Source organism: Pseudomonas sp. 51_B (assembly GCF_017491595.1).
Classification (GTDB): domain Bacteria; phylum Pseudomonadota; class Gammaproteobacteria; order Pseudomonadales; family Pseudomonadaceae; genus Aquipseudomonas; species Aquipseudomonas promysalinigenes.
In genome coordinates this window covers 21,989-45,103 of sequence record NZ_JAFGYW010000018.1, presented here as the reverse complement: position 1 = coordinate 45,103, position 23,115 = coordinate 21,989, and the positions used below count along the sequence as shown (strand labels likewise).

The 23,115-nt window shown below is 60.6% G+C and carries 17 protein-coding genes and 6 tRNA genes; 2 read left to right on the top strand and 21 right to left on the bottom strand.

Annotation, left to right across the window (positions count from 1 at the left end; translation table 11 throughout):
• Positions 1–2: 2 nt before the first annotated feature.
• The 4 genes from J5M56_RS17860 to phnN all read right to left on the bottom strand — a co-directional run bounded on the left by J5M56_RS17860 (position 3) and on the right by phnN (position 5,692).
• Positions 3–3,407, bottom strand: a complete 3,405-nt coding sequence (locus J5M56_RS17860; protein WP_207937458.1) for a non-ribosomal peptide synthetase — start codon at positions 3,405–3,407, stop codon at positions 3–5.
• A gap of 168 nt (positions 3,408–3,575) precedes the next feature.
• Positions 3,576–4,553, bottom strand: a complete 978-nt coding sequence (locus J5M56_RS17855; RefSeq protein ID WP_207937457.1) for a TauD/TfdA family dioxygenase — start codon at positions 4,551–4,553, stop codon at positions 3,576–3,578.
• A gap of 314 nt (positions 4,554–4,867) precedes the next feature.
• Positions 4,868–4,939: transfer RNA gene (locus J5M56_RS17850), tRNA-Arg, on the bottom strand.
• Positions 4,940–5,077: 138 nt separating this feature from the next.
• Entirely contained in the window at positions 5,078–5,692 is a 615-nt protein-coding gene (gene phnN / locus J5M56_RS17845) for a phosphonate metabolism protein/1,5-bisphosphokinase (PRPP-forming) PhnN (protein ID WP_207937456.1), read from the bottom strand.
• Between the two features lie 349 nt (positions 5,693–6,041).
• Between phnN and J5M56_RS17840 the strand changes: the two genes are divergently transcribed.
• Both J5M56_RS17840 and J5M56_RS17835 read left to right on the top strand, forming a co-directional pair.
• On the top strand, positions 6,042–6,368 hold the full coding sequence (locus J5M56_RS17840; RefSeq protein ID WP_207937455.1) for an Arc family DNA-binding protein: 327 nt from the start codon (positions 6,042–6,044) through the stop codon (positions 6,366–6,368).
• A 176-nt stretch (positions 6,369–6,544) separates the two neighbouring features.
• On the top strand, positions 6,545–6,781 hold the full coding sequence (locus tag J5M56_RS17835; RefSeq protein WP_060480504.1) for a hypothetical protein: 237 nt from the start codon (positions 6,545–6,547) through the stop codon (positions 6,779–6,781).
• A gap of 49 nt (positions 6,782–6,830) precedes the next feature.
• Here J5M56_RS17835 and mgtE read toward each other — a convergent pair whose 3' ends face one another.
• From mgtE to argR, 17 genes are all read right to left on the bottom strand, one after another.
• Positions 6,831–8,273 carry a magnesium transporter gene (gene mgtE, locus J5M56_RS17830; protein WP_207937454.1) on the bottom strand — a complete coding sequence of 481 codons (1,443 nt, stop codon included), beginning with the start codon at positions 8,271–8,273 and terminating at the stop codon, positions 6,831–6,833.
• A gap of 377 nt (positions 8,274–8,650) precedes the next feature.
• Positions 8,651–8,727 (bottom strand) — tRNA-Arg (locus J5M56_RS17825).
• A gap of 69 nt (positions 8,728–8,796) precedes the next feature.
• A tRNA-Arg gene (locus J5M56_RS17820) sits at positions 8,797–8,873 on the bottom strand.
• A gap of 69 nt (positions 8,874–8,942) precedes the next feature.
• Positions 8,943–9,019, bottom strand: a tRNA-Arg gene (locus tag J5M56_RS17815).
• Between the two features lie 72 nt (positions 9,020–9,091).
• Positions 9,092–9,168 (bottom strand) — tRNA-Arg (locus J5M56_RS17810).
• Positions 9,169–9,274: 106 nt separating this feature from the next.
• Positions 9,275–9,365, bottom strand: a tRNA-Ser gene (locus tag J5M56_RS17805).
• 72 nt (positions 9,366–9,437) lie between these two features.
• Positions 9,438–9,626, bottom strand: coding sequence for a carbon storage regulator CsrA (csrA, locus tag J5M56_RS17800; protein ID WP_003254503.1), 189 nt, complete (start codon positions 9,624–9,626; stop codon positions 9,438–9,440).
• Between the two features lie 166 nt (positions 9,627–9,792).
• Positions 9,793–11,028 (bottom strand): aspartate kinase, encoded by a 1,236-nt coding sequence (locus tag J5M56_RS17795; RefSeq protein WP_060480425.1) that lies wholly within the window; start codon positions 11,026–11,028, stop codon positions 9,793–9,795.
• Between the two features lie 85 nt (positions 11,029–11,113).
• Positions 11,114–13,738 carry an alanine--tRNA ligase gene (gene alaS, locus J5M56_RS17790; RefSeq protein WP_186478938.1) on the bottom strand — a complete coding sequence of 875 codons (2,625 nt, stop codon included), beginning with the start codon at positions 13,736–13,738 and terminating at the stop codon, positions 11,114–11,116.
• 351 nt (positions 13,739–14,089) lie between these two features.
• Complete coding sequence (gene astE, locus J5M56_RS17785) at positions 14,090–15,097, bottom strand: succinylglutamate desuccinylase (RefSeq protein ID WP_207937477.1); 1,008 nt, start codon at positions 15,095–15,097, stop codon at positions 14,090–14,092.
• Between the two features lie 10 nt (positions 15,098–15,107).
• The gene (locus J5M56_RS17780) at positions 15,108–15,398 is read right to left on the bottom strand and encodes a hypothetical protein (protein WP_060480422.1); all 291 of its coding nucleotides are present in this window, start codon (positions 15,396–15,398) and stop codon (positions 15,108–15,110) included.
• A 15-nt stretch (positions 15,399–15,413) separates the two neighbouring features.
• Entirely contained in the window at positions 15,414–16,763 is a 1,350-nt protein-coding gene (gene astB / locus J5M56_RS17775) for an N-succinylarginine dihydrolase (RefSeq protein ID WP_060480421.1), read from the bottom strand.
• A gap of 23 nt (positions 16,764–16,786) precedes the next feature.
• Positions 16,787–18,250, bottom strand: a complete 1,464-nt coding sequence (gene astD / locus J5M56_RS17770) for a succinylglutamate-semialdehyde dehydrogenase (protein WP_060480420.1) — start codon at positions 18,248–18,250, stop codon at positions 16,787–16,789.
• Positions 18,251–19,279 (bottom strand): arginine N-succinyltransferase, encoded by a 1,029-nt coding sequence (gene astA / locus J5M56_RS17765; protein WP_207937453.1) that lies wholly within the window; start codon positions 19,277–19,279, stop codon positions 18,251–18,253.
• A 63-nt stretch (positions 19,280–19,342) separates the two neighbouring features.
• On the bottom strand, positions 19,343–20,362 hold the full coding sequence (gene aruF, locus J5M56_RS17760; RefSeq protein ID WP_060480418.1) for an arginine/ornithine succinyltransferase subunit alpha: 1,020 nt from the start codon (positions 20,360–20,362) through the stop codon (positions 19,343–19,345).
• A gap of 133 nt (positions 20,363–20,495) precedes the next feature.
• Entirely contained in the window at positions 20,496–21,716 is a 1,221-nt protein-coding gene (locus J5M56_RS17755; RefSeq protein WP_207937452.1) for an aspartate aminotransferase family protein, read from the bottom strand.
• A 339-nt stretch (positions 21,717–22,055) separates the two neighbouring features.
• Positions 22,056–23,036, bottom strand: a complete 981-nt coding sequence (argR, locus tag J5M56_RS17750; RefSeq protein ID WP_207937451.1) for a transcriptional regulator ArgR — start codon at positions 23,034–23,036, stop codon at positions 22,056–22,058.
• Between the last annotated feature and the right edge of the window lie 79 nt (positions 23,037–23,115).

Here is a 23,115-nt window from a genome sequence, read left to right as displayed (position 1 = left end):
GCTCAAACCTCCTCCAGTGAATTGATGAACGCTTCCATTTCGGCCCAGTCCTCGTCGGCGGTGCCGCCCAGGGCCTTGAGCTCTTGCGCCAAAGCAGCCAAATGCGGGCGTTCGAACAGGCTGCGCATCGGTAGCGCGACACCCAGTTCGGACTTGATGCGAGCGATGACCTGGGCTGCCAGCAGCGAGTGCCCGCCTAAATCGAAGAAGCTGTCGTCCAGGCCCACGCGGGGGACCTGCAGCACGTCCATCCAGATCGCCGCCAGCTGTTGCTCCTGCTCACTGCTCGGCGCCCGGAAGCTGGCCTGCACATGGCTTGGGTCGGGTTCTGGCAGGGCTTTGCGGTCAAGCTTGCCGCTGGGTGTCAGGGGCAGCTTTGCCAGCAGCACCAGGTGCGATGGCACCATGTAGTCGGGTAACGTCGCGCGCAGGGCCTGGCGAATCGCCTGGCGCTGCGCGTCTGGGCCGATGCCATCGGCCTGGGTGGCCACATAGGCCACCAGTTGTCGCCCGCCCGCCATGTCCAAGGCCAGCACAGCCGCTTCGCGCACGCCTGCGCATTGCTGCAGGCGCATTTCGATTTCGCCCAGCTCGATCCGGAAGCCACGCACTTTGACTTGATGGTCGACACGGCCGATGTATTCGATGTCACCCTGCGCATTGAAACGGGCGCGATCACCCGTGCGGTACAAGCGCTCACCGGGCGATGCGGGGTCGGGCAAAAAGCGCTCGGCGCTGAGGCCGGCCTGGCCGTGATAGCCTCGCGCCAGGCCCGGCCCGCCGATGTACAGCTCACCGATGACACCAATCGGCACCGGCTGCAGCTCGCCATCGAGGATCACCAGACGGCGGCCGGCCAAGCCCTTGCCAATGGGGATACCCCGCCAGGACACATCCTGCGACATGAGATCTGTGCAGTCGCGAATGCTCGAAACCACCGTAGCCTCGGTCGGCCCGTAGGTGTTGAGCAGACGCACACCGCCGAGCCCGGCACGGCGCCACAACTCAAGGCCCTCGACCGACATGGCCTCGCCACCCACATGCACCTGACGCAGCGCAGCGAAGGCCTGCGGTGCGGTACGGGCGTAATCCTGCACCAGCATGTGCCAGTAGGCGGCGGGCAGGTCCGCCACGGTAATGCCGTGGGTTTGCACGGCTTGCAAGAAGCTGGCGCTGTCCCAGAGCTGGCTATCGCGCAGCACCACGCAGGCGCCGGCACACAGCGGCGGGTAGAACTGCTCTACGAAGCCGTCGAAGCTGCAGGTGGCAAACTGCAGTACGCGATCCTCGGCGCTCAGGCGCGAATAATCGCAGGCCAGTTCGCAGAACTCGGCCAGCGCACCGTGGCTGATGGCAACGCCTTTGGGGCGCCCAGTGGAGCCAGAGGTGTAAATCACATAGGCCAGGTTGCCAGGCTGCAGCGATAGCTCGGGGGCACAGGCAGGCTGCGTGCTGAGCTGGTGTTGAGCGTGATCCAGGCACAGTACTTCGATCCCCTCTGCCGGGGGCAACTGGCTGTAGAGGTTCGATTGAGTCAGCAATAGGCGCAGGCCGCTGTCGGCGAACACCTGGGCGATACGTTCGCTGGGCGCTTGCAGGTCCAGAGGCACATAGGCACCGCCTGCCTTGAGCACCGCCAGCAGGGCTACCCCCATATCCAGCGAGCGCTGCAGCGCAACACCAACCAGCACCTCAGGGCCGACACCCGATTGCACCAGGCGCTGAGCCAATTGATTGCTGCGCAGCTCAAGCTCGGCGTAACTCAGGCAGGCGCCCTGCCCTTGGCCAGCCAGCACCAGCGCCACAGCCTGCGGCGTGCGTGCCGCCTGCGCCTGAAAACGTTGGTGAGCCAGGGCCGACGCTTGCGGCGCAGGTGCGCGCAGTGCCCACTGCTGCAACTGGCGAGCCTCAGGCACAGCGAGCATTGGCAGCTGGCCGATACCGCTTTGCGGGTCGGCCAGCACGCCACGCAGCAGATTGCACCAGTGCCCGGCCATATGCTTGATGGTCGCTGCATCGAACAGATCGGTAGCGTAGGTGAACGCCGCCAGCAAGCGCTCGCCTTCCTCGCGGGTTTCCAGCATCAGATCGCTGGCTGCGGCATGGCTGCGGGCATCGGCCATGCTTTGCTCGGCCTGCAGGTGCGCAAGCTGCAAGCCGCAAGCCAAGCGCATCCCTTGGATATCGGTGACCATCGGCTGGTGGTTGTACATCACTTGGAACAAGGCGTTGTGGCTCTGGCTGCGATTGGCCGGCAGCGCTTCGAGCAGCGCATCGAATGGCAACTCCTGATGGGCCTGGGCGTCCAGCGTGGTCTGACGCAGCGCCTGCAACAACTGCGCGAAACTCTGGCGGCCATCGAGCTGGCTACGCAGCACTTGGGTATTGACGAAAAAACCGATCAACCCCTCCACTTCACCGCGGTTACGGTTGGCGATCAGGCCGCCGACGCGGATATCGCCCTGGCCGCTGTAGCGATACAACAGGGCCTTGAAGGCCGCCAACAGCACCACGAACAAGGTCACACCCTGGCGCTGGGCCAGTGCCTTGAGGCCATTGCGCAGTTCTTGATCGATAGCGAACTCCAGGCGCGCGCCTGCGTGGCTCGGCTGGGCTGGGCGCGGTCGATCGCTGGGCAACTCGAGCGGCTCATGCTCATCGCCCAATTGTGCCTGCCAATACTCGAGCTGACGCGCCTGCTCACCGGCCTCCATCCAGCTGCGTTGCCACAAGGCATAGTCGCGGTACTGCACGGCAAGCGCCGGTAACTGGGCTTGGTGGCCCGCACTGCGGGCATCCAGGCAGCGCATGAGCTCTTCGATGAGGATATTCATCGACCAACCGTCGGCGATGATGTGATGCAGGGTCAGCAGCAACACATGCTCATCGCCAGCCAGTTGCAGCAGCGCTATGCGCAGCAGCGGGCCCTGCTGCAGGTCGAACGGCTGGCCGGCTTCGCGAGCGACCTCTTCACGGGTGCGCTGCTGGCGAAGGTCCACGGTCAAGGCAGATAGATCGACATGGCGAAGCTTGATCTGGGCACCGTCACCGACACGCTGCCATGCCTGCCCGTCGACTGCCTCGAACGTGGTACGCAGGCACTCGTGGCGCTGAACCAGGTCAGCGAAAGCCAGCTCCAGTGCCTGACGATTCAGGTTACCCAACAGACGCACCGCCCCCGGCAAATTGTAAGCGGCGCTGTCTGGCTGCAATTGCCAGAGAAACCACATGCGCTGTTGGGCATAGGAAAGCTGGTCGCGGCTGGCAAGCGCGCTGCAGTCCGGGATCGGATATTGCGCGAAGTCGACCTGCTCATTGCGCAGGGCAGCGTAGAAGACACGGCGTTTGTCCAGCGGCAGTTCAATGAAGCGGCGCGCCAGCTTATGGGATTGATCGAGGGTGCTCATAGGTCGTCCGAACCGGTGAAGGGAGCCGCCCTGGGCTCCGCGATACCTGTTGAACGAATGATTCCGGCTCGCATTTAGGCACGGGCTGCAAAACCTGTCCGGCCTATCATTGTTGCGCGCCGGTACGCGGCAGGGCGTACCGGCGCTGGCTGCCAACGGCTTGCAGGTTCAGCCCGCGCCGTGGCCTTCGGCCATGGCCACGATGACCTTGCGGGTGCCGGTGAAGGTACTGCGCGCGTGTGCGGCCAGCATGTTGTCGAGCATCAGCACATCACCTTCCTGCCAAGCAAAGGCTACGGTGCATTCATCCAGCACACCGCGCACTTCGTCGAGGATCGAATCTTCGATGACAGTGCCATCGCCGTAATAGACATTGCGCGGCAGGTCTTGCTCGTCGACGATTTCCAGCAAGCTCTGGCGTACTTCAAAGGGCAGGTTCGACACATGGAACAGGTGCGCTTGGTTGAACCACACATCTTCACCGGTACGTGGGTGGCGGGCTACCGCCTGGCAGATCTGCCGGGTACGCAGCTCGCCGTCGTCCTTCCATTCGCAGCTGATTGCATGGCGCCGACAGTACGCCTCGACCACTGCCGGGTCATCACTGTTGAACACCTGCTCCCAGGGTACATCCAGGCCGTTACCAAAATTACGCACGTACATCAGCCCATGACGGTTGAAACGCTCGTGAATACGCGGGTCGATGCGCCGAAATACCTCGCGGCTGTCGGCGATCGGCGTTTCGCCTCCGCTCTGGGCGGCAACCATGCTGTAGAACCAGATCTTCATCGGCCATTCGCGGGTGTAGGCCTGCTCGTTGTGCAGCGGGATCTTCTGGTGCGGCGGGTATTCGGTGGAGGTGTACACGCCTTGCGTGACGTTGCTGCGCGGCGTAGAGCCAAACTCGTAGTTCAGCAGCGGGTGACCAAAGCCGGCGGCGAAGCTGCGAAAAGCCACGGCACCGCCCACCTGGAACCCTCGAAACAGGATGCCTCCGACATCGAGCAAGTGGCGGTCGACCAACTCGCGGATCGGCTCAAGCGCCTCGTTCAGGTCAAGGCCTGCATGGGGTGCTTCGACCAGCAGCGGCAGGCTGCGCTGGCCAGGCTGCAGTGGCCGAGCAATCAACTCGAGCAGCGCGCTCATGGCCTAACCCTCGCGCAGGAGGGCCGCAACGAACTGAGCGGTAGTGGATTGGCAACAGGCAGCAGCTGGCTGGCCTTTGAGCAGGTGGCGGCAAGCATCTTTCGACCCTCGATGAAATGACAGCAAGCGCCGATACGCGCGCAGCGTGCGTCGGCCTTGTGTAAAGAAAACGAGAGGCGAAGGTCGGGATTTAGCAGGCATGGGCAACCGAGCAGAGGGCTGACTTATAGAGCCCAAACTCGGCCTGGCAAGGGGGATATCGCCTACGGGATTTGTGGAGAGTCGGTGGGAGATGAAGCGAGTGCGCGGTGATTCGTCCCCTGCAGGAATCGAACCTGCACTTAGCCCTTAGGAGGGGCTCGTTCTATCCATTAAACTAAGGAGACATCGCGGGAGTAAGAACGAATGATTCTATAGAAAGGCTTCCGTTCGTTCAACCAGAGCCTGCGCACGACCGTGTAGCCGTAGCCAGACGGCCAGCATGTTAGCCAGTACGCTAACTTCTGTCATGCTGCAATCGCTCATCACCCTGTAAGGTTTTTCCCGGCCCGCTCAGGTATTAAATGTTCCCTACGTAGCAGCTCAAGTAAAGCCACGACTGCAGTCGACAGTTGGCCGGAGTTATCAATATGATGGACTCCCTGCCCTGCTTCTAGCTGCAGTTCGACACTGCGGGCCAAACGCTGATCGACCTGCTCCAAAGTTTCCCTGCCGCGTGATAACAAGCGCTCACGCAGCACGCTGGGCTGAACGTCAATGCATACTGCCAACAGGTTTGGGTACCGCTGGCGTGCTGATGGCAGATAGGCACGTGAACCATTGACCAGCACCGAGCACCCTTGCGCCAACCACTGACCCACCTCATTTGGAATACCGTACGACAGGCCATTGGCCCGCCAATGCATGGCAAACGCGCCCTCGTTGCGCAGTTGCGCAAATTGTTCCTCACTCACGCTTTGAGCAGCCTCACCACTGGCCTCGGCCGAGCGAGTAATGACTCGGCGAGCGACCTTGATACCCGCGTCGCTCAGTTGCATACGAGAAGCATTGATCAGTGAATCTTTTCCCGATCCTGAGGGTCCTATCAAATAGATCAGCCGCGCTGGTGCGCTCTTTATGACGCTTGCGTCATGTTGCATAGCCACTATGCTCTATGGAAGGAAACCTTCGTATTCTAGGGGTTTTCTTGATGTTTTGCCGCGTTTTACAGGTTTTTGACGGCAAAAGACTGACGGCGTAGCGGGCTGGTTAATGTGAAACTTTTCAAACCAGTGCTCATTTCTGATAATTGGTACTGGCAAAAAGCCTTCACCCGGCTCACTATTTGTCACAGAATTGACGCCAAGGAAACGGCGACCATGAGGCAAGATGACCATCCAAATTTACGTGCGGGTTGAACATTTTGTCGTCGCCACGGTCGTATCTCCCACTCCGTGCGGCCAATTTGAGAACCGCTTCCCCTGAACCAGTAAAATCCGGTCAATTTATATGCGCCCAATGAAACAGGCTATTTATTCGAGCCGCACCGCTGACAAGTTCGTCGTCCGCCTGCCAGACGGAATGCGTGAGCGCATTGCCGAGGTAGCGCGCAACCACCACCGCAGCATGAACTCCGAAATCATCGCGCGCCTGGAGCAGAGCCTTATCCAGGAAGGCGCGCTGGGCGATGAGCTGAGCATGCGCATGGATAGCCCAGAGCTGTCGCTTCACGAGCGGGAGCTGCTGCAACGCTTCCGCCAGCTGTCCCACCGACAGCAGAATGCGCTGGTAGCGCTGATCGCCCACGATGTGCAGATGGCCGCCGACGCCTCCTGAGTACTGACCAATATACGTGTGCCTGGCTAGCCAGGTAAAAGGCTCTGAAAAAAACGCCCGATGCTGCTGTCATCGGGCGTTTTACTTTGTGCATCGAATACACAAATACCGTCTCAAGGGCGCAAGCCCCCTGGAAGATTGCACGAGCAACCAAGCTTACTTTCAGGAGATATGACATGCTCAATTTGCAAAAATCATCTGCGATCCTGGCCAAGGAAGATGAAACGCTCGCGGCCTTGCAGCACTTGATCGGCACCCCTTACAGCACGCATCTGAAGCAAAGTATTGCCAGGCTTTCGGGCTTTTCTATGGATGACGTGGTGGGCCCGGAAGACAGCGGTGTGATGAGGTACCAGATTTATGTCAACGTAAACCAGAACTCCATCATTACCAGCTTTTCATTTACTCAATGACGCAAAAAAGCCCGCTTAAGCGGGCTTTTTAATGAAGTGTGGCAACCGGTCATAGCAGGAAAATCGTGGCCAACCCCAGGAAAATGAAGAAGCCACCGCTATCGGTCACAGCAGTGATCATGACGCTCGACCCCATGGCGGGGTCACGCCCCAGACGGGTGAGGGTCATAGGGATGAGCACGCCCATGAAGGCGGCCAACAATAGGTTCAGCGTCATCGCTGCGGTCATGACCACGCCTAACGACCAGCTGCCATAGAGCCAGAAGGCGACCGCGCCAATCACCCCACCCCAGATCAGGCCATTGAGTAGTCCCACCGCCAGTTCCTTGCGCATCAAACGGCTGGTATTGCCTGGCGATACTTGGTCCAGCGCCATGGCGCGGACGATCATGGTGATGGTCTGATTACCCGAATTGCCGCCAATACCGGCAACGATGGGCATCAGTGCAGCCAGTGCCACCAGCTTCTCGATCGAGCCTTCGAACAAGCCGATCACCCGGGAGGCGACGAAAGCGGTGATCAAGTTGATTGCCAGCCACGCCCAGCGGTTACGCAGGGAGCGCCAGACCGAGGCGAAAATGTCTTCCTCCTCACGCAGACCTGCCATGTTGAGGACTTCGCTTTCGCTCTCTTCGCGGATCAGGTCGACCATCTCGTCGATCGTCAGACGGCCGATCAGGCGATCGCTCTTGTCGACCACCGGGGCTGACACCAGGTCATATCGTTCGAAAGCTTGGGCGGCGTCGTAGGCGTCTTCGTCGGGATGGAAGGACACTGGATCGGTTGCCATGACCTCAGCGACTTTCTTTTCCGGGTCGTTCACCAGCAAACGCTTGATAGGCAACACGCCCTTGAGGATACCCTCGTAGTCGACCACGAACAGCTTGTCGGTGTGGTTTGGCAGCTCCTTGAGGCGGCGCAGATAACGCAGCACCACTTCGAGGCTGACGTCTTCGCGGATGGTAACCATCTCGAAGTCCATCAGCGCACCGACCTGCTCTTCGTCGTAGCTCAAGGCCGAGCGCACGCGCTCGCGCTGCTGAGCATCGAGGCTTTCCATCAGTTCGTGGACGACGTCACGCGGCAGTTCTGGCGCCAGGTCAGCCAGCTCGTCGGCATCCATTTCCTTGGCCGCAGCCAGGAGCTCGTGATCGTCCATGTCGGCGATCAGCGATTGACGAACAGCATCGGATACTTCGAGGAGAATGTCGCCATCGCGATCCGAGCGTACCAGCTGCCAGACCGTCAAGCGGTCCTGCAGCGGCAAGGCTTCGAGGATGTAGGCGATGTCTGCCGGGTGCAGGTCGTCGAGCTTGCGCTGCAATTCGACCAAGTTCTGGCGATGGACGAGGTTTTCTACCAGGTCGTTGTGCTGACCTTCCTGGCGATGGGTCAGGTCTTCGACAACACGCTGGCGCTGCAGCAGTTCTACCACCTGGGCCAGGCGGTCCTGCAAGCTCTCTTGCGCTTTCTTTACTTCTACTTCAGTCATAGGCGAACTCCACTCCCAGCAGCGGAGCACGCCGGGAGAATCAATCAGTCAGATCTAGCTGTAAGAATCTTGTTAAGGAGTAACTACTGGGTAAGTCCATGGTGGTTTTCCACAAGCCCCGGCGGGGCTGACGGGCGCAATCATACACTGCCTGAGCGGTCAGATCGCCTAAATTTTTGGCTAGAACAATCGTTTGCGTGGTAAAGCTAGGACAACGCTCGAAGCCATCAGTGCGACGGCAGGCGAACCACAAAAAACACATCTGCCGCGCAAATATCTTTTGCAGTGGTTTCTGTGCAGTTTAGCCAGCCAAGGTTGACAGAGTCGTGAAGAAGAAAGCAAAAAGCCCGCTCATTTGAGCGGGCTTTCTGATGATATGGCGGACTCAGCAGGATTCGAACCTGCGACCGCTCGGTTCGTAGCCGAGTACTCTATCCAGCTGAGCTATGAGTCCGTGGTGGCAGTTTTAAACCAGATACCGCTGGTGACTGAAGCAACTTTGCTAGCAAAGCCACTTCAAAAGTGGCGGACTCAGCAGGATTCGAACCTGCGACCGCTCGGTTCGTAGCCGAGTACTCTATCCAGCTGAGCTATGAGTCCGTGTTGGCAGTTTTAGACCAGATACCGCTGGTGAGTGAAGCGACTTTGCTAGCAAAGCCACTTCAAAAGTGGCGGACTCAGCAGGATTCGAACCTGCGACCGCTCGGTTCGTAGCCGAGTACTCTATCCAGCTGAGCTATGAGTCCGTCTTGGTAGTTTTAGACCAGATTACCACTGGTGGTTTGAAGCAGCCTTAAAAAGCAAAGCCACTTCAAAAGTGGCGGACTCAGCAGGATTCGAACCTGCGACCGCTCGGTTCGTAGCCGAGTACTCTATCCAGCTGAGCTATGAGTCCGTGTCTTGCCGCGCATGATAGTTCGCTGAAACATTTTTGCAAGAACTTTTTCGTTTAACTTCAACGACTTAGCGTTCCTACCGTTTACAGCGCCCTACGCAAATAATGGCGGTGAAGGGGGGATTCGAACCCCCGATACCCTTATGAGGTATACTCCCTTAGCAGGGGAGCGCCTTCGGCCACTCGGCCACCTCACCGCAACACGAGGCGAATATTAAACAGGCTCTTCCTCGTTTGCAACCCTTTTTTTGAAAAAAACTTCAAAAAAATTAAAGGCTTGGCTCCTCGTCCTTCTCTTTCTTGATCCGCAGGTAGATTTCTTCGCGGTGTACGGCCACTTCTTTAGGGGCGCTGACGCCGATACGCACCTGGTTGCCTTTGACGCCGAGCACCGTCACGGTGATCTCGCCGTCTCCAATGATCAGGCTCTCGGCGCACCGACGAGTCAGAATCAACATAGCTTTCTCCTTACGCAAAACATTCAGGGATACAGTCTTGGGATGTCAGGCCGTTTGCGGGGTTTACCCCATCGCGCCTGGTCGACCGCCCCGCCGGCAGGACAGGGCCTGCGTGGCGATCAGAAACGCGAAGGGCGCGGCTTGGCCGCGCCCTCCCGGCAACGCCTTACTCGCCCTGTCGGGCAGCAGCGTCGAGCTCGAACGCGGTGTGCAACGCACGCACGGCCAGTTCCAGGTACTTCTCTTCGATGACCACCGATACCTTGATCTCGGAAGTGGAGATCATCTGGATGTTGATGCTCTCCTTGGCCAACGCTTCGAACATGCGGCTGGCAACACCGGCATGGGAGCGCATGCCGACGCCCACAATTGAAACCTTGGCGATCTTGGTATCGCCGATCACTTCACGGGCACCGATCTCACGGGCAGTGTTTTCCAGCACGCTATGGGCCTTCTCGTACTCGTTGCGGTGTACGGTGAAGGTGAAGTCGGTGGTGTTATCGTGCGAAACGTTCTGCACGATCATGTCCACTTCGATGTTCGCGGCGCTGATCGGGCCGAGGATCTTGAAGGCAACGCCTGGGGTATCAGGCACGCCACGAATGGTCAGCTTGGCCTCATCACGGTTGAAGGCGATACCGGAAATGATCGGCTGTTCCATGGATTCCTCTTCATCAATGGTAATGAGGGTGCCTGGACCCTCCTTGAAGCTGTGCAGCACGCGCAGCGGAACGTTGTATTTACCGGCAAATTCCACCGAGCGGATCTGCAGCACCTTGGAGCCGAGGCTGGCCATTTCCAGCATCTCTTCGAAGGTGATCTTTTCCAGGCGGCGGGCCTGGGGCACAACGCGCGGGTCGGTGGTGTAGACGCCATCGACGTCGGTATAGATCTGGCACTCGTCAGCCTTGAGCGCAGCCGCCAGGGCCACACCCGTGGTGTCAGAGCCACCACGACCCAGGGTGGTGATGCTGCCGTGCTCGTCGACACCCTGGAAACCGGCTACCACGACCACACGGCCTTGCTTGAGATCGGCACGGATCTTTTGGTCGTCGATCTGCAAAATACGCGCTTTGTTGTGCGCGCTGTCGGTGAGGATGCGCACTTGGTTGCCGGTGTAGGACACCGCTGGCACACCACGCTTGATCAAGGCCATGGTCAGCAGCGCGATGGTCACCTGCTCACCGGTCGACACGATCACATCCAGCTCGCGCGGAACCGGCTGATCGGTAATCTGCTTGGCCAGATCGATCAGACGATTGGTTTCACCGCTCATGGCCGACAGGACAACCACTAGGTCGTCGCCCGCTTCACGGTGTTTCTTGACCTTTTCGGCAACCTGCTCGATCCGCTCGATGGAACCGACAGAGGTGCCGCCAAATTTCTGTACGATCAACGCCATTTCAATGGTGCCTCAGCCCATACAGGGCCCCAAAAAAACCATCCAACATGAAGGAGCGGCCGACTAGACCAGCCGCCCCATCATCTCAAAGTCCCTGCTCTGCGAATGGCACGGCCAGCGCCAGGGCCTGGTCCAGTGCAGCGACGTCGACGCCACCACCCTGAGCCATATCCGGACGCCCGCCGCCCTTGCCGCCCACTGCCGCAGCGGCTTGTTTCATCAGGTCACCAGCCTTGAGTTGGCTGGAGAGGTCCTTGGTCACGCCGGCCACCAGCACGACCTTGCCCTCATGCTCGCTGCCCAGCAGGATCACTGCGTGGCCGAGCTTGTTCTTCAGCTGATCGACCAGGGCCAGCAAGGCCTTGCCATCCTGCCCATCCAGGCGGGCAGCAAGCACCTTGGCACCCTTGACCTCAACGGCCGCACTGGAGAGATCGTCCCCTGCGGCGCTGGCGGCCTTGGCCTGCAGCTGCTCGAGCTGCTTTTCCAACTGGCGATTGCGCTCGAGCACAGCCGACAGCTTGTCGATCAGGTTGTCACGGTTGCCTTTGACCAACTGCGCAGCTTCCTTGACCTGCTCTTCAGCAGCGTTCAGGTAGGCCAGTGCAGCGGCGCCGGTCACCGCTTCGATACGGCGTACGCCCGAGGCCACGCCGCCTTCGCTGATGATCTTGAACAGGCTGATGTCGCCGGTGCGCTTGGCGTGGATACCGCCGCACAGCTCGACGGAGAAGTCGCCACCCATGCTCAGCACACGGACGGTATCGCCGTACTTCTCGCCGAACAGCGCCATGGCGCCTTTGGCCTTGGCAGTCTCGATGTCGGTCAGCTCGGTTTCGATCGGCGTATTGTTGCGCACTTCACGGTTGACGATCTCTTCCAAGGCCTTGATCTGCGCTGGCGTTACCGCTTCGAAGTGGCTGAAGTCAAAGCGCAGGCGCTGGCTGTCGACCAGCGAGCCCTTCTGTTGCACATGCTCGCCCAGCACTTGACGCAGGGCTTCGTGCAGCAGGTGAGTGGCCGAGTGGTTCAGCGAGGTCGCGTGCTGCACTTGGGCATCGACCTTGGCCTGCACCGGCGAGCCGATAACCAGCGCCCCGCTGGCGACCACGCCGTGATGCAGGAAGGCACCACCGGTTTTGGTGGTATCGCGCACGTCAAACCGCGCAGCACCGGCCTGCAGGTAACCTGTATCACCGATCTGGCCGCCGGATTCGGCGTAGAACGGTGTGCGATCGAGCACCACCACGCCCTGCTCGCCTTCACCCAACTGGTCGACCGACTGGCCGTCCTTGTAAAGGGCGATGATCTTGCCCTGGGCTTCGGTGGCCTCATACCCGAGAAACTCGGTAGCGCTGTCGACCTTCACCAGGCTGTTGTAATCCATACCAAAGGCACTGGCAGAGCGGGCACGCTCACGCTGTGCCTGCATTTCGCGCTCGAAGCCCGCTTCGTCGATGGTCAGCTCGCGCTCGCGGGCGATATCGGCGGTCAGGTCCATTGGGAAGCCATAGGTGTCGTACAGCTTGAACACCACATCGCCCGGCACTACGTTGCCCTGAAGTTGAGCCAAGTCCTGCTCGAGAATACGCAGGCCCTGCTCAAGGGTCTTGGCGAACTGCTCTTCTTCGGCCTTGAGTACGCGCTCGATGTGCGCCTGCTGGCTGTTCAGCTCTGGGAAGGCCTGCCCCATCTCGGCCACAAGGGCGGCGACGATCTGGTAGAAGAAGCTGCCCTTGGCACCAAGCTTGTTGCCGTGGCGGCAAGCGCGGCGAATGATACGGCGCAGTACATAACCGCGGCCTTCGTTGGACGGCAGTACGCCATCGGCAATCAGGAAGCCGCAGGAGCGGATGTGGTCGGCAACCACTTTCAGCGAAGCCTGGCCATCGTTGCTGCAGCCGATGGCCTTGGCTGCGGCAGCCAACAGGTTCTGGAACAGGTCGATCTCATAGTTCGAGTGCACGTGCTGCATGACCGCACTGATGCGCTCAAGGCCCATACCGGTGTCGACAGACGGAGCAGGCAGCGGGTGCAGCACGCCATCGGCGGTGCGGTTGAACTGCATGAAGACGTTGTTCCAGATCTCGATGTAGCGATCGCCGTCTTCTTCCGGCGAGCCAGGAGGGCCGCCCCAGATGTCGGCGCCGTGATCGTAGAAGATCTCGGTGCAAGGGCCACACGGGCCGGTGTCACCCATGGTCCAGAAGTTATCCGAGGCGTACGGTGCACCTTTGTTGTCGCCGATACGCACCATACGCTCGGCTGGCACGCCAACTTCCTTGGTCCAGATGTCGTAGGCTTCGTCGTCAGAGGCATAGACCGTGACCCAAAGCTTCTCTTTGGGCAGGTTCAGCCATTTGTCGGAGGTCAGGAAAGTCCAGGCGAAGGTGATCGCATCACGCTTGAAATAATCACCGAAGCTGAAGTTGCCCAGCATTTCGAAGAACGTGTGGTGGCGCGCGGTGTAGCCGACGTTTTCCAGATCGTTGTGCTTGCCACCGGCACGCACGCACTTCTGGCTGCTGACAGCGCGGGTATAAGCACGCTTCTCGGCACCGAGGAAGCAGTCCTTGAACTGGTTCATGCCAGCGTTGGTGAACAGCAGGGTCGGGTCGTTGTTCGGGATCAGCGAACTGGAGGCGACTCGGGTATGGCCCTGCTCTTCGAAGAAGCGAAGGAAGGCTTCACGGATTTCTGCGCTTTTCATAGGTTCTTCCACGGAAACGGCGGCCCTTGGGGGCAAACACGTCGACGAAACGACGGCAAAGGGCCGCATTATATCGGTCCTGCAAACTCGGTGCAGTGTGTTTATGCGATAGAAAGCGTCGATTGGACGGCTTTTACGGCGCTTGCAAACGAAAAAGACATGACCGGATGCTAAATGCAGCCTTTCGCTACTGGCAAGCCAATTACCGCCCAAGGGGAGGGAAAATGGAACAGGCGGTGAATTAAAAGGTTTTCATGAGCACCTGACGCTCAGGCCAGCTCGCCTGTTCGCGGTGAACCCGCTTGCACACGCTTGAATGGAAACGGGCCCGCGAACAAGACAGAGCCTTACTCAGCCCAGACGCTGGCCCGAGTCTGGCACGATCAGGATCCCGGCGCGCAGGCCATTCTTGACTTTGGGGTTGGGGAAAATGATGCGTGCCCCCTCCTCTTCGACCACCCAGCGCGTTTCTGCCAGATCCTCGGCCAGCAGATAGCCCTTGCTCAGCTCGGCGAAGTTTTCGATGTCGGCTGGCAGGTGCAGGTGGAAGCTGTCGCTGTGCTTGATGATCTCGCGCGCCACGCTGAACAGCTTCAGGCCGTCCAGAGCATTATCAACCTCGGGCTCGGTACCTTCGATGATACGAATCAACCGCTGCTCGAGCTTGTCGAGATTGACCTGCTCGTTCTGCCCGAACGGTCGTGCCTTGCCAAGCTCCAGCGTAAAGGCTTCGGCATCCAATTGCTCATAGGTGAAGGCACTGAAGGTGATCGACGACTTGCTCTGCAACAGCACGGCCTCCATGCCGGCTGCCGCCAGGCGGGCCAGCTCACGCCGTGAGTGTTTGCGCCCCTCTTTGAAAGGGTACAGCGCGAACTGCTCTATCTTCGATCCGCGGATAGCCGTGTGCAGGTCGTAATGCAGGCGCCCGCGCTCAGGCTTGCTGAAAAATACTCGGGCAAATTGCTCAAGCTCCGCGGCACGCAGCGCCTCAAAACCACTGGAGAGCTCGTGACGACCGTTGAACAGACGGTTGATGTCCTGTTCGATGAACCGCTCACCCTTGCGGATGGCGGCCGGGTTGCCGAACAGGAACAAAATCCGTGCGCGGGGCTTGATGGTGCTGTTAGCCACACCATGCAACAACCTTTCGAGCAGCTCGATCGGCGCCGTCTCATTGCCGTGGATGCCCGCCGACAGCAGCAAGTCCAGCCCACAGTCCTCGCTTTCGGGAGGTCGCACTTCCAGCGCGCCCTCCCCCAGCCAGCGCAACCGCACGCCCTTGGGTGTCACTTGAGTCTTCTCAGCCGGCTCGTGATCGGTCAGGGTCAGCTCGAGCAATTTGCCAAGGGCAAGCATAGGCGCTTCCTTAGTGGTGGTGGCCGCAGTCAGGGCCATGGACATGGTCGTCATCTTCGCCGACCTCAGCCGGCTCCATTTCTAGCTGCAGGCTAACCAGATTGGTCGCCATCGGGCGCAGCAACAAGTTGGCGTATTCGGCATCGCCTTCCTCGACATCCACGCCGATCAACAGCTGGCCACGGCCATCCTGCTGGACCCAGATTTCCTTGCCTTGCCATACAATCGCAAAACGGGTGCAGGAGGTTTCCAGCTGGGTGCCGTCTACATCTTCAAGGATCAGGCGCAGGGCGTCGGTCATTACAAACTCTCTCTATCAAGGTTGGCGTTGGAACGGGTACACCGAGCCCAACTTCAGGATCTGGGTCAACTCATCCAGCGCGGTACGGCACTCCAGCAGCAGTTGCGGGTCGGCAAGGTCCGCCTCGCCGAGGCGATCGCGGTAGTGCTTGTCCACCCACTGCAACAGCGTGTCGTACAACGGGGCGGTCATGATAACGCCTGGATTGACCGCCGCCAGTTCCGATTCTTTCAATGCCACGCGCAAACGCAAACAAGCCGGGCCACCGCCATTTTGCATGCTCTGCTTGAGGTCGAATACCTTGACCTCCTTCACCGCACCGCTCTGGGCCGTCAGTTGGCCCAGATAGGCCCAGACGCGCTCGTTGTTACGGCACTCTTCCGGCACTACCAGCATCATCGAACCATCCTCACGGCTGAGCAGCTGGCTGTTGAACAGGTAAGAACGCACTGCGTCCTCTACCGTCACCGCAGCGCGCGGCACACGGATCGCCTGGAAGTTTCCACCCTTGCTGGCCAGTTTAGCTTGCAACTGGCCAAGCACAGCGTCGGTCTCGAGGAAAGCGTCTTCGTGATAGAACAGCACCTCACCGTTACCGACCGAGATCACATCATTGTGGAACACCCCTTGGTCGATCACGGCCGGGTTCTGTTGAGCGTAGACCACGCCGTCCTCGCTCAGGCCATGAAGCCTGGCCACGGCCTGGGAGGCCTCCAGGGTCTGGCGCGCAGGATAGTTCTGCGGCGACGGATAGCGGCTGTCGAAGGCGCTGCGGCCATAGACGAAAAATTCGACACCGGCCTGACCGTAGTCACGACAGAAACGGGTGTGGTTGGCCGCCCCCTCATCGCCGAACTGAGCCACGGCAGGCAAGGCCTGGTGGTGAGCGAAATGCTGGTCGCTGTTGAACATCGCTGCCAGCACGCGACTGGTGGTGGGGTGCTCGATACTGCGATGGAACTTGCAGTTGAGGTTGGCGGCAGTGAAGTGCACACGCCCATCCGCAGTGTCGGCACTGGGGCTGACGGTGGCGGCATTGGCCACCCACATGCTCGAAGCCGAGCAGCTGGCGACCAGCAGCGGCATGGCATCGCGAGCGGCACGTTGAATCACCTCGGCATCGCTGCCGCTGAAGCCGAGCTGGCGCAGGGCCGCCACATCCGGACGTTCCTGCGGTGCCAGCACACCTTGCTTGAAGCCCATGTCGGCCAGTGCTTTCATTTTGGCCAAGCCCTGGCGCGCGGCTTCACGGGGGTTGGACCCTTGCTGGCTGTTGCTCTGCGAAGCCACGTTACCGTAGGACAGGCCGCCGTAGTTGTGGGTTGGCCCCACCAGGCCATCAAAATTCACTTCATAGGATTTCATCGGCTAGGCTCCGTGACCTGTTGTTATAGGGTGACGCCCGGCGTCAGGGTCGCCGGCAGGGCAAGGCTGGCAGTCTCCAGCGAAGCCACGGGGTAAGCGCAGTAATCGGCTGCGTAATAAGCACTGGCGCGGTGGTTGCCACTGGCACCCACGCCGCCGAAAGGCGCACTGCTGGCGGCGCCCGTCAGTTGCTTGTTCCAATTGACGATGCCAGCGCGGCTTCGCAGCCAGAAGTACTGATAGCGGGCACGGGAATCGGATAACAGGCCGGCGGCCAGGCCATACTGGGTGTTGTTGGCCTCGTCGATGGCGGCATCGAAGTCGGCGTAGCGGATCACCTGCAGCAATGGGCCGAAAAACTCTTCGTCCGGGCGTTGGGCCACGGCGCTGACATCGACGATGCCAGGGGTCAGCAAGGCGGCGTCGGCCTGGGGCTGGGTCATTGCCAACAGCGCGACGCCGCCCTTGGCCAGCAGCTGGGCCTGAGCCGCCATCAGCGCTTGTGCAGCTTGCAGCGAGATCACCGAGCCCATGAAGGGTGCCGGGTCCTGATCGAAGGCGCCAACCGTGATGCTTCGGCAGACCTCGACCAGCCGTGCGAGCAGCGCATCGCCCCAGCCCCCTTGCGGCACCAGCAGACGGCGGGCACAGGTGCAACGTTGGCCAGCAGAGATGAATGCCGACTGGATGATGGTGTACACCGCAGCATCGAGGTCCTTGACCTCATCAACCACCAATGGGTTGTTACCCCCCATCTCAAGCGCCAGGATCTTGTCCGGGCGGCCGGCGAACTGCTGGTGCAGCAGGTTGCCAGTGCGGCTGGAGCCGGTGAAGAACAAGCCGTCGATACCGGTGTTGGCAGCCAGCGCCACGCCCGTGTCGCGCGCCCCCTGCACCAGATTGAGGACCCCCGCCGGCAGGCCTGCGGCGATCCAGCAGTTGACCGTCAGCTCGGCGACCTTGGGCGTCAGTTCGCTTGGTTTGAACACCACGCAGTTACCCGCCAGCAGCGCCGGCACGATGTGGCCATTAGGCAAGTGCCCTGGGAAATTATAGGGACCGAACACGGCCACCACGCCATGTGGCTTGTGCCGCAGCACGGCTGTTGCATCGGCCAGCGGGCCGCTTTTCTCGCCGGTACGCTCTCGGTAGCTCTGCACCGAGATCGCCACCTTGTTGATCATACTGGTCACTTCGGTGGCCGACTCCCAGAGGGGCTTGCCGGTTTCTTCACCAATGCAGTGGGCCAACGCCTGGGCATGCAGTTTGAGCTGTTCGGCGAACTTTTCCAGCAGATCGATGCGCGCCTCCAGGCTCAGTTGCGCCCAGGCCGGGAAAGCCTGGCGGGCAGCCCTGACCGCAGCGTCGACCTGGCCGGCGTCAGCGCCTTGCCCTTGCCAGACCAGCGCCTGGGTGACAGGGTTGAGCGACTGCAGAGCTTCCCCCTGGCCTGCCAGCCAGCTGCCTGCGATGAAATGCGTGGTCATTTATTGGGCCTCCCGGCTTGCCGACAGCGGTACCGCACGCACGTTGTCACCAGCCCCCATACGCAGGCGCTTGGCGGTGAGCGGGTCGACCACCAGGGTGCCGGCGGCCAGACGTGCCGGCGCAGCGGTGATACGGCAGTCGTCGCGCTTGCGGTTGTGAATGATGTAAGGCGTTGCGTCATCGCCAGGCGTGCCTACGGCCAGCACCAGGGTCTGGCTGTCGCGCACCGCGCGGATCCTTGAGGTTTCGCACTCGATGGCCGGCCCTGCATCGAAGATGTCGACATAGCCCTGATAGCTGAAGCCTTCCTGCTTGAGCATCGCCAGGGCAGGCTCGGTGTTGGTGTGCACGCGGCCGATGACACTGCGCGCGGCCTCGGACAGGAAACAGGTATAGAGCGGGAATTTAGGCATCAGCTCGGCAATGAACGACTTGTTGCCCACGCCGGTGAGGTAGTCAGCCTGGCTGAACTCCATCTTGAAGAAATGCCGGCCCAGGCTTTCCCAGAATGGCGAGCGGCCTTGCTCATCGGACATGCCGCGCATTTCGGCGATGATCTTGTTGCCGAACAGTTGAGGGAATTCGGCAATGAACAGCATGCGAGCACGGGACAGCAGGCGCCCGTTTAGGCCACAGCGGTGATCGCTGCGCAGGAACAGCGAGCACAGCTCGGAATTGCCGGTCAGGTCGTTGGCCAGGAAAAGCGTTGGGATTTCGCGGTAGATCCTCAATTCCTGGGAGGCGCTGACCGTCAGGCCTACCCGGTAGTTGTACCACGGCTCGCGAAGCCCCACGGCCCCGGCGATGGCGCTTATGCCGACCACCAGGCCCTCGTCGTTCTCCAGCACGAACAGGTAATCGGTGTCACCCCGCTCGGCTTCGCCACGGAAGCTCTTTTCCGCCCAAGCGACACGGTGGGCAAGGCGCTCTTCATTGGCCGGCAGGGTCGTGAGCCCAGTCATGCCGGTGCTGCGTGCCAACTCGATCAGCGCGGGAAGGTCGCTGCTGCGTACGGGACGAACGATCATGCTATCTCCTTGTGCGGCGACCAGTGCCTGCCGCGAAACTCACTGTTGCAGCCCAGCCCTGTCTCAGGCTGCGACCAACCGCACGCTGGCGCCTTCGCCGACACCCAAGGCTTCGGCCGCTTCACTGCTCAAGCTGACCGGCTTGCCTGGCACCCAGTCCAGCTCCAGCAGCACGGCGCGATAGTCCTGAAGCTGGCCATTGCAAACCAGATAATGGCGCCCTCCTTTGACGGGGGTATCGTCCACCTTCACTGGCACCACGCGGCTTTGGGCGATAGAGCGAATACCCGAGGTTCGAGCATGGAGGGTTGGCCCGCCGTCGAAAATATCGATGTAGTGCTCAGTCTCGAAACCCTCCCGCATCAGGATATCGAAGGTGATCTGCGCACGCGGGTGCACCTGGCCCATCGCCTCCTGCGCCGCATCGGGCAACAACGGCACATAGATGGGGTAATTGGGCATCAGTTCGGCAAGAAAGGTGCGGCTCTTGAGCCCACACAAACGCTCGGCTTCGGCGTAGTTGAGGTCGAAGAAATTGCGCCCGATGGAGTCCCAGAACGGCGACTCGCCCTGCTCATCGCTATAGCCGACGATCTCGGTAACCACCGAATCGGCGAAGCGCTCCGGGTGCGAGGCCATGAATAACAGGCGGCCCCGGGAGTTGAGTTCGGCCCAGCCACTGTCGACCAATTCAGGCAGCACATAGAAACTGGTCAGCAGGCTGTTGCCTGTGAGGTCATGGCACAGCGACAGCACATGGATCTTGTTGTGAATCTTCAGCTCTCGCGAGGCATGGACGAACGTCTCGTTGCGAAAACTGTAAAAAGGCTCGGAATAGCCCGCCGAAGCAACGATGGCCGAGCAGCCTGCAAGCTTGCCGGTGGCGCTGTCCTCGAGCACGAAGAAGTAGCTCTCTTCGCCATTGAAACTGACTTCGGCGGCGAATGAAGTTTCCGACGCGGCAATCTTGTCGCCAAGGCGAGCAGCGTCGTCCGGCAGCGAGGTGACACCAACGGGGCTGTCGGCAGCCATGCGCTGCACTTCGTTCAGGTCAGCCATTTGCGCGGGGCGCATCACCAGCATGGTGTCACTCCTTTGGAAAAACGGGCCATTGAAAAGGCACGGAAAAACCGCGGGCGCAAAGCACCCGCGCAGAAATTCGTCTTCACCTGCCCGGCGCCGGGGCTGACCGGGCAGTGAAAGGACCGCGGGCTGATCAGCCCTTGGTCAGTTGCGCCACCGCGCGCTCGAAGCGGTCCAAGCCTTCGTCGATATCGGCGTCCTCGACCACCAGGCTTGGCGCGAAGCGGACCACGTCAGGCCCTGCCTGCAGCACCATCACGCCTTCTTTTTCAGCAGCATTGAGCACGTCCTTGGCCTTGCCCTGCCAAGCGTCACTCAGCACACAACCGATCAGCAGGCCGACCCCACGCACTTTGCGGAACAGCCCGTACTGCTGGCCGATCTGCTCCAGGCGGGCCTTGAATCGCTCATGCTTGGCCTTGACGCCTGCCAGGGTCTGCGGGGTGTTGACCACGTCCAGCACGGCGCAGGCAACGGCGCAGCCGAGCGGATTGCCACCGTAGGTGGTGCCATGGGTGCCGACAGCCAGGTGCTTGGCAATGTCGGAAGTGGTCAGCATGGCGCCGATCGGGAAGCCGCCGCCCAAGCTTTTGGCGCTGGTCAGGATGTCCGGAGTCACGCCGTAATGTTGGTAGGCGTACAACGAGCCGGTGCGGCCCACGCCGGTCTGCACTTCATCGAAAATCAGCAGGGCGTTGTGCTCGTCGCAAAGCTTGCGCGCGCCTTCCAGGTACGCCTTGTCAGCCGGTACCACGCCGCTTTCGCCCTGGATCGGTTCGATCACCACAGCGCAGGTCTTGTCGGAGATCTGAGCCTTCAGCGCCTCCAGATCGTTGTAGGGCACATGGCTGATGCCAGTGATCTTCGGGCCGAAGCCATCGGAGTACTTTGGCTGCCCGCCGACACTGACGGTGAACAGGGTGCGGCCGTGGAAGCTGTTAACGGTGGCAATGATTTCGTGCTTATCGGGGCCGAAGCGGTCGTGGGCGACCCGGCGCGCCAGCTTGAAGGCAGCCTCGTTGGACTCAGCGCCAGAGTTGCAGAAGAACGCACGGTCAGCGAAGGTGGCCTCGACCAGCTTTTGCGCCAGGCGCAGTGCAGGCTCGTTGGTGAAAACGTTGGAGACGTGCCAGAGGGTATTGGCCTGTTCTGTCAGAGCCTTGACCAGCGCCGGATGGCAGTGGCCCAAGGCATTGACCGCGATGCCGCCAGCAAAGTCGATGAGCTCGCGGCCCGACTGGTCCCAAACTCGGGAACCCTCGCCTCGCACAGGAATGAAGGCCGCCGGAGAATAGTTGGGGACCATCACCTGGTCGAAATCGGCACGTAGCACCGGGGCTTGCTCAACGGACATCTGAGTCTCCTGAAGAGGAACGCTGGCCTGGAAGTGGCGAGCGATGGGGGGATTGTAAGGACTGATCCGCGCCTGTCCTTGCGGCCAAGCGACAACTTGTTACAGCGCAAAACCCAGTTTCACCAAGGATTTCGGCAATGCGACAAACACTGTCGCAATAGCGCAGTGTACGGGAGAGAGGGAGCTGGGTGAACGGATGTTCACAGGCAATTCAGGGCGCAGCAGCGGGCGCACATCGTTGTTGTGGTGTTGTGGCGTAAATCGAGCGCCGCGCGGGCGGCGCTCGATTTGCGCACCACCATCTAACCCAAGCCATGCACCCAGGCCCAACCCAGTATCTCAGCCCTTCTCGGCCGGCGCCGAGCTCAGTTCGAATGGGCTACTACTGCGCCGCTGGTTGCGATCTTCCCGCGGCGTTGCGCCAAAGAAGTTGCGATAGGCACTGGAGAAATGCGGCCCCGAAGAAAAGCCACAGGACAGCCCGATCTGGATGATCGACTTGCTGGTCTGCATCAGCATTTGCCGCGCCTTGTTCAACCGCAATTCCAGGTAATACTGGCTCGGCACACGGTTCAGATACTGTTTGAAGATGCGCTCCAGCTGCCGGCGCGATACGCACACATGCTGGGCAATTTCATCCGTGGTCAGCGGTTCCTCGATGTTGGCCTCCATCAGCAAAACCGCCTGAGTGAGCTTCGGATGGCTTGAGCCCAGGCGGTTCTGCAGCGGAATACGCTGGCGCTCACCACCTTCACGAATACGCTCGACCACCAGTTCCTCGGACACCGCCCCTGCAAGCTCCGCCCCATGGTCGCGGGCCAGCACTGCCAGCAACAAATCGGTCACCGCCATGCCACCGCAGGCTGTCAAACGATCGCGATCCCAGTCGAACAGATGGCTGGTGGCAATGACCTTGGGAAAGCGCTCGGCAAAGTCGTCCTGCCAGCGCCAGTGCACCGCCGCGCGGTAACCGTCGAGCAGGCCCAGCATGGCCAGCGGATACACGCCCGCGGACAGCCCGCCGATCATGCAACCACTGCGGGCCAACTGCTTGAGCGCTGCTGACAGCGTAGGGCCCACGGCCTGAGGCAAATCGTCAGCCAGCAACAATAACTTGCTGCACCCCTCCAGCCGCCCGCTCCACGGCTCGCCAGGCAGGCGCCAAGCGCCCTCTGCGGCAGGCTCGGCCTGGAGAAACGCAATCTCATAGACCACATCCGGATGCACCCGCTGGGCCACCAGCAACACTTCCTCTGCCAGCGCCAGGGTCAAGGGCTTGGTGCTAGGCCAGATGAGAAAACCAATTCGCTGGGTGGTCATAGGGTGCTGTCCGAAACCTGGTTCGTTCGAGTCTGTAACGCAGGGTCAGGCTGCGTTTGCTGCGCAGCATGCCCTATTC

What these genes read in the sequence shown, in the direction of transcription:
- J5M56_RS17860 (WP_207937458.1), bottom strand. Translation starts at nt 3,407, where the DNA reads ATGAGCACCCTCGATCAATCCCATAAGCTGGCGCGCCGCTTCATTGAA.
- J5M56_RS17855 (WP_207937457.1), bottom strand. Translation starts at nt 4,553, where the DNA reads ATGAGCGCGCTGCTCGAGTTGATTGCTCGGCCACTGCAGCCTGGCCAG.
- phnN (WP_207937456.1), bottom strand. Translation starts at nt 5,692, where the DNA reads ATGCAACATGACGCAAGCGTCATAAAGAGCGCACCAGCGCGGCTGATC.
- J5M56_RS17840 (WP_207937455.1), top strand. Translation starts at nt 6,042, where the DNA reads ATGCGCCCAATGAAACAGGCTATTTATTCGAGCCGCACCGCTGACAAG.
- J5M56_RS17835 (WP_060480504.1), top strand. Translation starts at nt 6,545, where the DNA reads ATGCTCAATTTGCAAAAATCATCTGCGATCCTGGCCAAGGAAGATGAA.
- mgtE (WP_207937454.1), bottom strand. Translation starts at nt 8,273, where the DNA reads ATGACTGAAGTAGAAGTAAAGAAAGCGCAAGAGAGCTTGCAGGACCGC.
- csrA (WP_003254503.1), bottom strand. Translation starts at nt 9,626, where the DNA reads ATGTTGATTCTGACTCGTCGGTGCGCCGAGAGCCTGATCATTGGAGAC.
- J5M56_RS17795 (WP_060480425.1), bottom strand. Translation starts at nt 11,028, where the DNA reads ATGGCGTTGATCGTACAGAAATTTGGCGGCACCTCTGTCGGTTCCATC.
- alaS (WP_186478938.1), bottom strand. Translation starts at nt 13,738, where the DNA reads ATGAAAAGCGCAGAAATCCGTGAAGCCTTCCTTCGCTTCTTCGAAGAG.
- astE (WP_207937477.1), bottom strand. Translation starts at nt 15,097, where the DNA reads ATGCTTGCCCTTGGCAAATTGCTCGAGCTGACCCTGACCGATCACGAG.
- J5M56_RS17780 (WP_060480422.1), bottom strand. Translation starts at nt 15,398, where the DNA reads ATGACCGACGCCCTGCGCCTGATCCTTGAAGATGTAGACGGCACCCAG.
- astB (WP_060480421.1), bottom strand. Translation starts at nt 16,763, where the DNA reads ATGAAATCCTATGAAGTGAATTTTGATGGCCTGGTGGGGCCAACCCAC.
- astD (WP_060480420.1), bottom strand. Translation starts at nt 18,250, where the DNA reads ATGACCACGCATTTCATCGCAGGCAGCTGGCTGGCAGGCCAGGGGGAA.
- astA (WP_207937453.1), bottom strand. Translation starts at nt 19,279, where the DNA reads ATGATCGTTCGTCCCGTACGCAGCAGCGACCTTCCCGCGCTGATCGAG.
- aruF (WP_060480418.1), bottom strand. Translation starts at nt 20,362, where the DNA reads ATGCTGGTGATGCGCCCCGCGCAAATGGCTGACCTGAACGAAGTGCAG.
- J5M56_RS17755 (WP_207937452.1), bottom strand. Translation starts at nt 21,716, where the DNA reads ATGTCCGTTGAGCAAGCCCCGGTGCTACGTGCCGATTTCGACCAGGTG.
- argR (WP_207937451.1), bottom strand. Translation starts at nt 23,036, where the DNA reads ATGACCACCCAGCGAATTGGTTTTCTCATCTGGCCTAGCACCAAGCCC.